This is a genomic window from Dysosmobacter sp. HCP28S3_G4, assembly GCF_052065175.1.
GTDB lineage: Bacteria > Bacillota > Clostridia > Oscillospirales > Oscillospiraceae > Oscillibacter.
The window spans coordinates 16061-29409 of record NZ_JBQHUP010000014.1; the positions used below are offsets into that span (position 1 = coordinate 16061).

Below are 13349 nucleotides of genomic sequence, written 5' to 3' on the forward strand. Positions count from 1 at the left end.
CTTATCGTATTTATAAATTTAAAAATATACAGAAAGGACTCAATCGTATGGCAAAGGACAAAGGCTTTATCGCGGAATTCAAACAGTTCATCGCGCGGGGTAACGTGATGGACATGACCGTCGGCGTTATCATCGGCGGCGCGTTTGGCAAGATCTCCACCTCTCTGGTAAACGACGTCATCATGCCCGCCGTCTCCATGCTCACCGGCGGCATCGACTTCAGCAACTGGAAGATCGTCCTGAAGGCGGCCGTGGCTGGCGCCGATGGCGTCATTGATCCCGCTACGGAGGTGGCCATTAAATACGGCTCCTTCCTGGCCACCATCGTAGACTTCCTCATCATCGCCTTCGCCGTGTTCTGCCTGATCAAGTTCCTCAACGGCATGCACCGCAAGAAGGAAGAAGAAGCTCCCGCCGCTCCTCCCGCTCCCCCCGAGCCCTCTGCTGAGGAGAAGCTGCTGACGGAGATCCGGGATCTGCTGAAGGATCAGAAGGACTGATGATCGAAGCCTTCCTCACCGACGGACTGGCGGCGCTGGGCCTGACAGACCGCGTCCCGCCGGAGGCCGTCTCCCGCCTGGATCAGTACGCCCAGCTGCTGCTGGAGAAAAATCAGGTGATGAACCTGACCGCCATTACGGAACCGGAGCAGGTAGCGCGGCTCCACATGCTGGACTGCGCGGCTCTGCTGAACCTGGCGGACTTCTCCGGGAAAAGGCTGGCGGACGTGGGCACCGGTGCCGGCTTTCCGGGCCTGCCGCTGAAAATTCTGGTGCCGTCCCTGGATGTGACTTTACTGGACGCCCTGGGCAAGCGGGTGGACTGGCTGTCCGAGACCTGCGGGGCGCTGGGACTTTCCGGCGTCCGGCCCATCCATTGCCGGGCGGAGGAACAGGCCCGCCTGCCCGGCTTCCGGGAGAGTTTTGACCTCGTGACCGCCCGGGCGGTGGCGGCTCTGCCGGTGCTGTGTGAGCTGTGTCTCCCCTTTGTGAAGACCGGCGGATCCTTTCTGGCCATGAAGTCCGTGGACTCCCAGCAGGAGCTGGACGGCGCGAAACGGGCACTGGAGCTGCTGGGAGGCCAGGTGTCGGACATAAAGGATTACGTGATACCCGGCACAGAGGTCACCCACCGTCTGATCGTGGTGAAAAAAATTTCTTCCACGCCGGTGAAATATCCCCGGATGTATGCTAAAATCAAGAAAAATCCCCTATAATATCCATTGGACCTGAAAGGAGGCGGCACAGTTGAAGCAGCGACCTGGAGAATGCGTGGCTGTGGTATCCGGTAAAGGCGGAACCGGCAAGACCTCCTTCACTGCCGGCGTGAGTGCCGCCCTGGCGATTGCCGGAAAGCAGGTCCTCTGTATTGACTGTGATGTGGGTCTCCGGAATCTGGACCTGGCCCTGGGCCTGTCTGATCGGACGCTGATGGATTTCTCCGACGTGGCGCAGCGGCGCTGCGGATTACAGGACGCCATTGTGGAGCATCCCAAGATCCCCGGCCTGTATCTGCTCACCGCGCCGGCCCGCGCCAGAGGGCGTCCGGTGCAGCCGGAGGAGATGGCCGCGCTGCTGCGCAGCGTCCGGAAGGAGTTTGATTTCTGTTTTCTGGACGCGCCCGCCGGACTGGGCTCCGGCTTCTCCCTGGCCACCTGCGCCGCTGACCGGTGCGTTGTGGTCACCACCACGGATACCTCCTCCCTGCGGGACGCCCAGCACACCGTCATGGAGCTGGACCGCTTCCCCCGGGGCAAGCTCCATCTGGTTGTGAACCGGGTCCGGGGAAAGCTGCTGAGGCATATGCATGCCACCATCGACGACGCCATCGACACCGCCGGTCTTCCGCTGCTGGGCGTCATCCCCGAGGATGAGAAACTGCTTTTAGCGCAGAACCGGGGCGTCCCGTTATTACTCTCCGACTCTACCCTGGCAGCCATGGCATACAGAAATATCGCCAACCGCATTTTGGGTAAGCACGTTCCTCTGATGCGGATAAAATAGAAAGGAGATCGCTCCCATGAACATTGCTCTGATGGCCCACGACCACAAGAAAGACCTGATGGCCCAGTTCTGCACCGCTTACGCCGGCATCCTGTCCCACCACGAGATCTTCGCCACCAATACCACCGGCCATGTAGTAGCCGAAGCCACTGGCCTGAACATCCACTGCTTCCTCTCCTATGCCCACGGGGGCAGCCAACAGATCGGCGCCCGCATCGCTTACAATGAATTCGATATGGTGCTGTTCTTCCGGGACCCCAACAGCGACGATATGGATGCCGATGTGTCCTATATCTCCCGCCTGTGCGACCAGAACAACATTCCCTTCGCCAGCAACATCGCCACCGCCGAGATGCTGATCCTCGGTCTGGCCCGGGGCGATCTGGATTGGCGTCTGATGACGAATCCCCGCACCAAACCCATCGCCTGAAAGGCTGTCCACCCGTTTTCCGGCCTTGACTTTTGACCGAAATCTGCATACAATGGACTTACCGTGCAGAAGCCGCAGCAGTAACCCACAGCCTGCCGTACAGAGAGGGACGCACCGCTGAAAGCGTCCCCGGAGGGGCTTGGGTGAAGGACAGCGGCGGAGCGGGGGCGGAAACGCTCACGGCACCCTCCCCGTAACAGGATGGCCGAAAGGAGAGGACCAGGTCCTCTTGAATTTGGGTGGCACCACGAAGCGTCACGCTCTCGTCCCAAAGCAATGGGACGGGAGTGTTTTTTTCTCCCCGCTGCTCTGAAACGCCCGGTTTTAGAATCCTTATTGTATTATTTGTCCTATATTATACGTAAAGGACTTGATTTTGTGATGAAAAGACGTCTGATCACAGCCCTGCTGGCGCTGACACTGGCACTGCCCCTCTCCGCCCCCGCCCTGGCGAGCCAGATTGGCGGGCGGCTGCTCCCCGCCATCCGGAGCGGTTCCGGCTTCCCGGATACTGACGGCACCGTCTGGGCGGAGGCCGTGGAGCCGGTGTATGAAACCGGCCTGATGGACGGCTGGTATCAGGGGGACTTCCGCCCCCACGACAGCATGACCAACGCCCAGGCCGTGGCTGTGGCGTCCCGGCTCCATGCCCGGCTCACCGGCAACGGGTATATTTCCCTGATCTACGACGACGCCCCCTGGTGGGTGGGCTATTACCAGTATTTCCGTCGTGCCATAGAGGGCAGCGGCCTGGACATGCCCATCTATCTGCGGGAGGACGTCATGGCCCGGATGGCGGGCGAGCCCTGCACCCGGGAGGAATTCGTCCGTCTGACGGCCTACGCCCTGGAACTGGCAGGCGTTACTCTGCCGGAGATCAATCAGGTGGTGCTGCCGGACGTGCTGCCGGGAAATTACATGGAAACGCTGGAGCCCTGTATCTATCGGTTCTACAACGCGGGTATCCTCACCGGCAGTGACCGGTACGGCACCTTCCACGGGAAACGGGCCGTGATCCGCGGCGAGGCGGCCATGATCCTCAGCCGCATCGTGGATCCGGAAAAGCGGGTCCCGCTGTCCCTGGACACCTTTGACCTGTGCCGGGACGTGCTGGACACGGAGCCGGAGACCACGGCCCTCACCGCCGGTGAAACGGTCATCACCATGGAGCAGGCCGCCCAGACTCTGGGCATGGCGCTGCGTCAGGAGGGCTGGGAGGCGCTGGACGGCGACATCCCCCGGGACGATCTGACCCAGGGCCTGAACATTGCCGTGGAGGAGCTGGCGGACGACGCGGCCATCGGCGTGCTGGCGGACCGGGAGGGCGTCTCCTGGACGGCGTCGGAGCTGGAGGCCATCTACGGCCCCATTCCGGGAGACGGCTGCTATGGCCTGACCTGGGAGGGCTGGCTGTGGGCTTACAGCCACAGCTATCTCCGCCAGCGGCTGCTGGAGCGATACGCCGTTCGATACCGGAACGATGCCGAGGTCCATCTGGAGGCCGCGCTGAACGAGGTGCGCAGTGAGATGACCGTCACCCGTTCCGCTGCTCTGGAAAATCTGGATCTGGCCTCCATCCAGCAGCGGCTGCTGAAAGCGTTCCTGTAAATACCGCAGATGGACGCGCACTCCCCTTCCCTGTTTCTCTCCGTACTCCGGCGGCCCATTGGACCGCGTCTACCAGCGGACATATGAATTGAGAGGTGTATGATGAAGAAGTCCCGTCTTTCCGCTCTGCTCCTGGCACTGACGATGACCCTTTCCCTGACCGCTCCCGCCGCCGCCTACCGCGCGGGCAATCTGCTGCCCCAGGTGAAACCCTATGAGAGGCCCTTCGCCGACACACAGGGCCGGTGGTGCGCCGACGCCGTCCAGACCGTCTACGAGACGGGACTGATGGAGGGCAAGTCCGCCCAGAGCTTCGACCCCAACGGCACCCTGACCTGCGCCCAGATCACCGTCATCACGGCCCGGCTCCATGAGCTGCTGAACGGCGGCGACGGCAAATTCGACGCCCCCGGCGATGGCGAGGCCTGGTATCAGCCGGCGGCGGACTATCTGGTGGACCTGTGGATGCAGGATACCACCGGAGAGTACGATCTGCTGGGAGATCTGGATTTTCTCGAGGACACGGCCAATACCCCCTGTGACCGGTACGACTTCGTCTGGCTGCTGTCCGCCGTTCTGCCGGACAGCGCCCTGACGCCCATCAACGCCATTCAGGCGCTGCCGGACTGCGGCGACGAGGACGTTCTGGCCTTCTACAACGCCGGCATCCTCACCGGCACCGATTCCCTCGGCACCTTCCACGGCTTTGACTCCCTGACCCGTGGACAGGCGGCGGCCATGCTGGCCCGCATCGTGGACCCCAGCCAGCGGGTGCGGTTCACACCGGAGGAGTTCTGCTTCACCCGGGAACTGCTGGGCCTGGAGCCGGAGACCACGGTGCTGACCATTGACGGCTATGACGTCTCCGCTGAGCTGTACGCCTACACAGTATCCGGCAACATCCAGAGCCAGATGCTGGCGGCGTCCTTTAAATACTACGACGTCTACGCCCAGTATTTGGACGAGTATTTTGACGACGAGGTCTTCTATGAATACGACGACTTCGCCGCCTATCTGCTGGAGAAATACGGCATCGACGTGGAGCAGGAGTTCGCCGTTCAGTGGGATAAGCCGGATGAGGGCGGCATGTCCCCCGCCCAGAAGGTGACGGAGGACACTCTGGATGCCCTGACAGAGGTGTCTATGCTGTTCACCCACGCCAGCGCCTATCCCCTGACCGCGGCCCAGAAGGCGGACATTGCCGCCGGTGTGGCGGAGGACCGTGCGGATTACTATGGCTATACGGAAGAATTCATCATCGCCGGGCGCACCAGCGAGGCCCTTCTGGAGAACGCCGGAAAGAAGTACGCACCCTCCAGGTCCCAGCTCAGCGGGTATCTGGCGGACAATGGCTGCTTCTATGGCCGGTGCATCTCCATCGGCTATGACACGGAGGACAGTGAGGACGGCTGGTATGGCCGCACGGAGGCGTAGGCCCGTCAGCTGGCCCTGACGGTCCGGCGGGAGGCCATTGCCTATCTGCGGGACGACGACTACTTCGGCTATCTGGGCTGGAAGTATGATGATGGCTATCATGATGCGTATGAGGAGCCGGATCTGCTCTCTGTGGACAGTCTCTCCCAGGCGGACCAGACGGCTCTGCGGAACCTGCCCGTGGGTAGTCTGTCCAATCCCATCAACGAAAAGGCGTGGGCCGATGATTACGGCACCGTCAACCTCTACCTGAAGGACGATCCCGCGGAGAGCGAGGACTTCATCAGCTCTCTGGGCAGCGTGGCCGTGGAGGTCCAGCTGTCCCAGTGGGCGGAAAAGGCGAATGTCACCGCCACGGCGGCCTATGACGGCCTGTGCATCCCGGATATCGCCGCCCGGGTGCAGGCGCTCTCTGCCTGATTGCCTGCCGCGCGAAGCCCTGCGGAAGCGCGGCACTTCTCCCCATCGTGATGAAAGGACGGGAAACGGGCCATCCTGTTGAAGACCGGCCCGCCGCCCCTCCTGTTGTCAGATAGAACGCTTACCACTTCACATACAGAAAGGAACAACCAACTATGATGCAGAATCGAACTCACACCTGCGGGGAGCTGCGGCTCTCTGACGCAGGCAAGCACGTCCAGCTGTCCGGCTGGATGGAGAACGTCCGAGTGGTGTCCGCCAGCCTGGCCTTTGTGGTGCTGCGGGACTTCTACGGCACCACCCAAATCGTGGCGGACACCGAGGAGATGGTAGCCAAGTTCAAGGCCATCACCAAGGAGTCCACCATTGCCGTCACCGGCACCGTCCGGGAGCGGGACAGCAAGAACCCCAAGCTCCCCACCGGCGACATCGAGGTGGTCCCCGAGACCGTGGAGATCCTGGGCCGCTGCCAGCACAATGAGCTGCCCTTCCAGATCAACCGCAGCCGGGAGGCCGACGAGGCCCAGCGTCTGAAGTACCGCTATCTGGACCTGCGGAATCCCGCCGTCAAGAAGAACATCATTCTGCGGTGCAACGTGGTCTCCGCCCTGCGGCAGGCCATGACGGAGCACGGCTTCCTGGAGATCACCACTCCCATCCTGACCGCCTCCTCCCCCGAGGGCGCCCGGGACTATCTGGTGCCCGCCCGGAACCATCCCGGCAAGTTCTACGCCCTGCCCCAGGCTCCCCAGCAGTTCAAGCAGCTGCTGATGACCTCCGGCTTCGACCGCTACTTCCAGATCGCCCCCTGCTTCCGGGATGAGGACGCCCGGGCCGACCGCTCTCCCGGCGAGTTCTACCAGCTGGATATGGAGATGGCCTTTGCCACCCAGGAGGACGTGTTCGCCGTTCTGGAGGACGTGCTGCCTCCCATCTTCGCCAAGTACGGCACCTATGACCGGGCCAGCGAAGCCCCCTTCCAGCGCATCCCCTACACCGTGGCCATGGAGAAGTACGGCTCCGACAAGCCGGATCTGCGCATCGACCTGACGGTGCAGGACGTAACGGAGGTCCTGGGCGGCTGCGGCTTCGGTCCCTTCGAGGGCAATGTGGTGAAGGCCGTTGTGGTCAGCGATTTCCATGAGACCCGGAAGTTCATCGACAAGACCCTGGCGGACGTGGAAGTCGTCTCCGGCGGCAAGCCCTATTGGTTCCGTCTGGACGAGAAGGGCGAGATCGTGGGCGGCATCGCCAAGTTCGTCTCCCCCATCAAGGACGCCGTGGTCTCCGCCCTGGGCCTGAAGCCCAACGATTTCGTGGCCCTGTCCGCCGGAAAGCTGCCCGCCGCTCAGAAGACCGCCGGTGTGCTGGTGAAGACCCTGGGTGCCGCTGTCCCCGGCCACATGGACAAGGAGCAGTACGCCTTCTGCTGGATCGTGGACTTCCCCATGTATGAGATCGGCGACGAGTCTGGTGAGCTGGAGTTCTGCCACAACCCGTTCTCCATGCCCGCGGGCGGCCTGGACGTGCTGCTGAAGGCGGAGCGGGGCGAGATCGATCCCCTGACCATCACCGCCGACCAGTACGATCTGGTGTGCAACGGCGTGGAGCTCAGCTCCGGCGCCGTCCGGAACCACGATCCGGAGATCATGATCAAGGCCTTTGAGCTGGTCCGTCTGGGTGAGGACGACGTGAAGGCAAAGTTCCCCGCCATGTACAACGCCTTCACCTACGGTGCGCCCCCCCATGCCGGTATCGCCCCGGGCGTGGACCGCATGGTGATGCTGCTGGCCGGCGAGGACTCCATCCGGGAGATCATTCCCTTCCCCATGAACAAGAACGCCCAGGACGTGATGATGGGCGCCCCCAGCGAGGTCACGCAAAAACAGCTGGACGAACTGCACATCGCCCTGGTGAAGCCTGAGGAATAAAGTTTATACCCGCTTCCCCGGTGACCTCGCGCGAGCCTTTGGTGAGCCGCGCCGTCCGGCGCGTCCAAGCGTTTTGCTGTCAGGCAAAACCTTGGCGGAGGCGGAATTCATTTCCGCCGAGCAATTTTAATCATCAGGGTTCCCCAAAAGGCCCGCCTTTTGGGGAACACCCAGAAGCAGTTGGACGAGCTGCACATTGCCCTGGTGAAGCCCGAGGAATCAGCCATACGGAAAACCAGACGCGGCGCGTTGATGCGCCGCGTCTTTTCTTTTTCCACACCCTATGGTAAACTATACCCATCAAGCTTGAAAACGGAGGGTACTATGAGACATTTTTCCGCGGCGCTGGCCGCTCTATGTCTGTTTGTCCTCACCGCCTGCGGTACCCCGGAGAACGCGCCCGCATCGTCCGCCTCCGCCCCGGCGCCTGCCGCCTCCTCTGCCGCGGTATCCCCGGCGGAGCCGGACATCGCCGTTCCGGAAAAATCGGAGGCGGACGCCCTGCAATCCCTTTTGGATGGCATGACCCTGCCGGAGAAGGTGGGGCAGCTGTTCTTCGTCCGCTGTCCGGCGGAAAACGCCGTGGAGGACGTGGAGACCTATCATCTGGGGGGCTATCTTCTCTTTGGCCGGGATTTCAAGGACAAAACCGCCAACGACGTCATCCAGACCATCGCCGCCTATCAGGACGCCGCCGCCATCCCCCTGCTCATCGGCGTGGACGAGGAAGGCGGCACCGTGGTGCGGGTCAGCTCCAATCCCCATCTGCGGGCGTCGAAATTCCGCTCTCCCCAGGCCCTTTTCGCCGACGGCGGACTGGACGCCATCCGGCGGGACACCGGGGAGAAGGACCGCCTCCTCTCGGCCCTGGGCATCAACGTGAACTTCGCGCCGGTGGCGGACGTGTCCACCAGCTCCAGTGACTTCATTCACCGCCGGGCTTTCGGCCAGGACGCCGCCGCCACAGCGGAGTACGTCCGCGTCGTGGTGGACGTGATGAACGGCGACGGCATGGGCAGCGTCCTGAAGCACTTTCCCGGCTACGGGAACAACGCGGACACCCACACCGGCATCGCCGTGGACCAGCGGCCCATGGAGACCTTTGCAGCCTCGGACCTCCTGCCCTTTCAACTGGGGGACAGCGACGCGGGAAAAACCGCCGTGCTGGTTTCCCACAATATCGTGGAGTGCATGGACCCGGATCTGCCCGCCTCCCTGTCCCCCGCCGTCCACGACCTCCTGCGGGAGCTGGGCTTTGACGGCGTGGCCATGACCGACGATCTGGCCATGGACGCGGTGGCGGCCTACGCCGCCGACGGCGCCGTGGCGGTGATGGCCATTCAGGCCGGAAACGACATGGTGGTCACCACGGACTACCGCACCCAGATCCCCAAGGTCATTGAAGCGGTGGAAAGCGGTACCCTGGACGAGGCGGTCATCGACACCGCCTGCCGCCGGGTGCTGGCGTGGAAGCAGGCCCTGGGTCTGTTGGAGGGATTGATATGATCTGCCGTCTGAACCAGCCCGGCCTGGCCGCGCCCCTGTTCGGGGACTGGCCGGAGACCATCCTCTGGTCCTGTCTGGAGGGCGTCATGGGGGAGGTCTGGGGCGACGACCATGACCGGCCCCGAAGCGCCATGGCCCATCTGGGGGACTTCTGCTTCTTCGCCGGTGCGCCGGACCGAGAGCTGGCGGGCTTCCGTCCGCCGGAACACCGGAAGCCCTACGCCCTACTGATCCCCCAAAATGACGCATGGGCGGCATGTATGGAAGAGATCTATGGAACCCGGGTCCGGCGATTCACCCGGTACGCCACGAAAAAAGAGCCATCCTTTTCCCCGGAGCGGCTGCGGGTCCTGGCGGATTCCCTGCCGAATCCTTATACGATCCGCAATATTGACCGCAAATTATACGATCAGTGTAGTAAAATGGAGTGGAGTCGGGACCTGCTGGGGCAGTTTAGCAGTTGGGAGCAGTTCTGTCATCTGGGGCTGGGCTTTTGCGTCTTATTGGGTGAGGAGCCTGTTTCCGGGGCCTCCTCCTTTTCCCGTTACCGGGAGGGCATTGAGATTGAGATAGACACCCGCCCGGATCATCAGCGACGTGGGCTGGCCCGGGCCTGCGGGGCACGGCTGATCCTGGAGTGTCTGGACCGGGGGCTGTATCCCAGCTGGGACGCCCACACGGCGGCGTCCCTGGCGCTGGCGGAGCAGCTGGGCTACCGGCTGGACCACCCCTACACGGCCTTTGAGATCACGGACTGTTGAAGCTCTGCTGCCGGACGGCGCAGAACAGGAATGGATATCACCTGCGGATCCACAGGATCCGGAAAGGAGTCTGCAATGAAGAACTCTCTGCGCGTCTTTGTCCTGCTCACTCTCTCCTGCGCGGTATTGACGGTATTCGCCTCCGCCGACATGGGGCCGAAGCCCCAGCTCACCGTCCGGGTGGAACACGCTCCGGAGGAGCTGTACTATCTGGACCTGCTGGCAGAGGGTGAGTACGAGGACTACACCTACGGCGATGGCAATTCCCCCTACAGCGGTCTGGACTGGAGCTATTCTGACGAGGAGGCGGCCGCTCTGAATGAAGACCTGCTGGACGCCCTGCGGGCGGCGGTGCCGGAGGGCTGGCACGCCTGCACGGCGGAGGGCACCGGCGGCGCGCCTATGTGGGGCCAGCTCTATCCGGAGGACGTGGACGCCGGCGGCGATCCGCTCCACACCTTCGGCTATGTAGGCGTCCCCCGCACCTACCGCATTGTCATCGCCACGGAGAGCGGGGAGAGCTGGGTCTCCGGCACTTATCTCCGCGCCGCCCTCCAATCCTCCGTCACAGTGGACTGGGCGGCCAAGACCGTCTCCGTCCCGCCCGCCTGGATGGGCTATGCGGTGCAGTTTCTGTGTACCTGCCTGCCCACGCTGCTGGCGGAGGGACTGCTCCTGCTGGCCTTCGGCTACTCCTGGAAGCGAAACTGGAAGCCGTTTCTGCTGACGAATCTGGTGACTCAGGGCGGACTCTCCCTGTACTTCAGTATCCAGGCGGTGCAGAACGGCGTGGGCTTCGGGTACTTCCTGCTGTTCGTCCCGGCGGAGATCGCCATTGCCCTTGCGGAGATCCTGCTGTACCGGCGGTATCTCACAGGCCGGTCCAAACGCCGGGCCACGGCCTACGGCCTTACCGCCAACATCTGCTCCGCCCTGCTGGGCTGGTATCTCATGGAACCCATCTGGCGCTTTGTGGTGTCGATCTTATAAACGAAAGGAAGTTTTCCACATGGAAACTGAAAAACTCTACTACGCCAACCCGTTTCTGACGGAATTCACCGCCGTGATTCAGTCTTGTGAGGCGGGCAAAAACGGCTTTCTGGTGACGCTGGACCGCACCGCGTTCTATCCGGAGGGCGGCGGACAGCCCGCCGATCACGGCACTCTGGGAGACGCCCGCGTGCTGGACGTCCACGAAAAACAGGGCGTGGTTTTCCACACACTGGATAAAAAAGTGGAGATTGGGGAGACCGTCACCGGCCGCATCGACTGGGCACGGCGGTTCGACCACATGCAGCAGCACTCCGGCGAGCATATCATCTCCGGCATCCTGTGCGCCGACTATCACTGCGACAACGTGGGCTTCCACATGGGCGCCGACACCGTCACCATCGACTACAACACGGACATTTCCTGGGAGCAGGCCATGGACGCGGAGCGGAAGGCCAACGAGATCATCTGGGCGGACCGTCCGGTGGAGATCGCCTATCCCTCCCGGGAGGAGCTGAAGTCCATGGACTACCGCAGCAAGAAGGAGCTGACGGGACAGGTGCGCATCGTCACCTTCCCCGGCGCGGACTGCTGCGCCTGCTGCGGCACCCATGTGCTGCGGGCCGGACAGGTGGGTCTGGTGAAGGTGCTGTCCGTCCAGAAGTTCCGGGAGGGCGTGCGGATGGAGATCCTCTGCGGCCAGCGGGCTCTGCGGTTCCTCTCCACGGTCTACGACCAGAACCGCACCGTGGCCCAGGCCCTGTCGGTGAAGCCGGATCAGACCGCCGCGGCGGTGGAGCGGACCCTGTCGGAGCTGCACGTCGTGAAGCTGCGGATGGCGGAGCTGGAGGAGGCCGCCAATCTGGCGGCGGCAAAAGAATACGCCGGTCAGGGAGACGTGCTGCTGTTCCGCTCCCCCATGTCCTCCGACGCGGTGCGGCGTCTGGCGGACGCCGTGGCAAAGGAGTGTGGCGGTCTGGCGGCGGTATTCGCCGGAGAGGACGGCGGCAAATACAGCTACGCCCTGCTGCGGTCTGACGGCGGAGACATCGCGCCGCTGGTGAAATCCCTCAACGCCGCCCTCCACGGCCGGGGCGGCGGACGGAACGGCTTCGCCCAGGGCAGCGTGGAGGCCGCACGGCAGGAGATCGAGGCGTTCTGGAAAAACCGCTGACCGCCCTGCGCCTTTCCAAAGATCGCAAGCAGGATCAAGCGGCGGTCTCCGGGACCCGGTATACTGTACCCAGAGCAGTTGAAGCGAGGTGAATCGGTGGATGTACGAGTGGCAGAGACAGATCCAGGCCATGGTGGACGAGATCGACCGCTGTATCCGGGAGCACCGGGACGAGGCCCTGACGCTGCGGGCCCTCTCCGGCCGTCTGGGGTATTCCGAATTCCACATGACCCGGAAATTCCGGGAGATCTCCGGCATGTCCTTCCGGGAGTATCTGCGGCGGCGGAAGCTGGCCTTCGCCCTGAAAGAGGTGCGGGACAGCCGACGGAGTTTTCTGGACATCGCCCTGGACTACGGATTTTCCTCCCATGAGGCCTTTACCAGAGCGTTTAGAGACACCTACGGCGTCACCCCCAGCCAGTACCGGAGAGATCCCCGCCCGGTGGTCCTCCGCACCAAGATCAACCCCTTCGACCGCTACTTTTTCGGACTGGGAGAGATCGGCATGGTCAAATCGGCGGACGGCGTGAAAACCTATTTCATCACCATCCCGGCGCACAAATTCCTGCACGTGAAAAACTACGAGAGCAACGGCTACTGGGACTTCTGGCAGAAGCAGAACCAGATCCCCGGACAGGACTACGAGACGGTCTGCGGACTGCTGGACAGCATCAAGGGCAAGCTAGACGACAGCGGCGGCAGCGAGGCGAACTGCGGCAGCGGGCAGATCATGGCCTATATCAATGACCCCAGGGGCAGGTTCTGTGACTGGGGCATCCCCCGGACGGAGTGCTGGGGCGTGCGGCTTCCCGCCGGTTATCAGGGCGAAGTGCCGCCCCAGATGCTGCTGGCGGATATCCCCGAGGGAGAATATATCGTCTTTGAACACGGCCCCTTTGACTATGAGCAGGAGAACCGCACCGTGGAGGAGAAGATTGAACAGGCCATGGCATCCTTTGACTTCTCCGGAAGCGGCTATTGTCTGGACACCACCCCCGGGCGGATCATGTACTTCTATTTTGATCCCGGACAGTATTTCAAGTATATCCGCCCTGTGCGGAAACGGACGGAAGACAAAAAAGCGTAACAAAA

General features: G+C 62.7%; 13 protein-coding genes. All 13 read left to right on the forward strand.

The window, feature by feature from the left end:
* Positions 1-47: 47 nt before the first annotated feature.
* The 13 genes from mscL to ACTNBU_RS05155 all read left to right on the forward strand — a co-directional run bounded on the left by mscL (position 48) and on the right by ACTNBU_RS05155 (position 13344).
* Positions 48-500 (forward strand): large-conductance mechanosensitive channel protein MscL, encoded by a 453-nt coding sequence (gene mscL / locus ACTNBU_RS05095; protein WP_441031460.1) that lies wholly within the window; start codon positions 48-50, stop codon positions 498-500.
* The gene (gene rsmG / locus ACTNBU_RS05100) at positions 500-1216 is read left to right on the forward strand and encodes a 16S rRNA (guanine(527)-N(7))-methyltransferase RsmG (RefSeq protein ID WP_441031461.1); all 717 of its coding nucleotides are present in this window, start codon (positions 500-502) and stop codon (positions 1214-1216) included. Before mscL ends, rsmG begins: the two co-directional genes overlap by 1 nt.
* 31 nt (positions 1217-1247) lie before the next feature.
* Positions 1248-2003, forward strand: a complete 756-nt coding sequence (minD, locus tag ACTNBU_RS05105; protein WP_441031462.1) for a septum site-determining protein MinD — start codon at positions 1248-1250, stop codon at positions 2001-2003.
* Positions 2004-2019: 16 nt separating this feature from the next.
* Positions 2020-2433 carry a methylglyoxal synthase gene (locus ACTNBU_RS05110; protein WP_441031464.1) on the forward strand — a complete coding sequence of 138 codons (414 nt, stop codon included), beginning with the start codon at positions 2020-2022 and terminating at the stop codon, positions 2431-2433.
* Between the two features lie 381 nt (positions 2434-2814).
* The gene (locus ACTNBU_RS05115) at positions 2815-4041 is read left to right on the forward strand and encodes an S-layer homology domain-containing protein (protein ID WP_441031466.1); all 1227 of its coding nucleotides are present in this window, start codon (positions 2815-2817) and stop codon (positions 4039-4041) included.
* A 99-nt stretch (positions 4042-4140) separates the two neighbouring features.
* The gene (locus ACTNBU_RS05120) at positions 4141-5475 is read left to right on the forward strand and encodes an S-layer homology domain-containing protein (protein ID WP_441031467.1); all 1335 of its coding nucleotides are present in this window, start codon (positions 4141-4143) and stop codon (positions 5473-5475) included.
* Positions 5476-5607: 132 nt separating this feature from the next.
* Positions 5608-5895, forward strand: a complete 288-nt coding sequence (locus ACTNBU_RS05125) for a hypothetical protein (RefSeq protein WP_441031469.1) — start codon at positions 5608-5610, stop codon at positions 5893-5895.
* Between the two features lie 155 nt (positions 5896-6050).
* A complete protein-coding gene (aspS, locus tag ACTNBU_RS05130) occupies positions 6051-7826 on the forward strand; it encodes an aspartate--tRNA ligase (protein WP_441031471.1) in 1776 nt (591 codons plus the stop codon).
* 324 nt (positions 7827-8150) lie between these two features.
* Positions 8151-9332, forward strand: coding sequence for a glycoside hydrolase family 3 N-terminal domain-containing protein (locus ACTNBU_RS05135; protein WP_441031473.1), 1182 nt, complete (start codon positions 8151-8153; stop codon positions 9330-9332).
* Positions 9329-10093, forward strand: a complete 765-nt coding sequence (locus ACTNBU_RS05140) for a GNAT family N-acetyltransferase (RefSeq protein ID WP_441031474.1) — start codon at positions 9329-9331, stop codon at positions 10091-10093. Before ACTNBU_RS05135 ends, ACTNBU_RS05140 begins: the two co-directional genes overlap by 4 nt.
* A gap of 75 nt (positions 10094-10168) precedes the next feature.
* Entirely contained in the window at positions 10169-11083 is a 915-nt protein-coding gene (locus ACTNBU_RS05145; protein WP_441031476.1) for a hypothetical protein, read from the forward strand.
* A 19-nt stretch (positions 11084-11102) separates the two neighbouring features.
* Positions 11103-12257: an alanyl-tRNA editing protein gene (locus ACTNBU_RS05150; protein ID WP_441031478.1), complete on the forward strand. Its 1155-nt coding sequence runs from the start codon at positions 11103-11105 to the stop codon at positions 12255-12257.
* Positions 12258-12357: 100 nt separating this feature from the next.
* On the forward strand, positions 12358-13344 hold the full coding sequence (locus ACTNBU_RS05155) for a helix-turn-helix transcriptional regulator (RefSeq protein WP_441031480.1): 987 nt from the start codon (positions 12358-12360) through the stop codon (positions 13342-13344).
* Positions 13345-13349 lie beyond the last annotated feature (5 nt).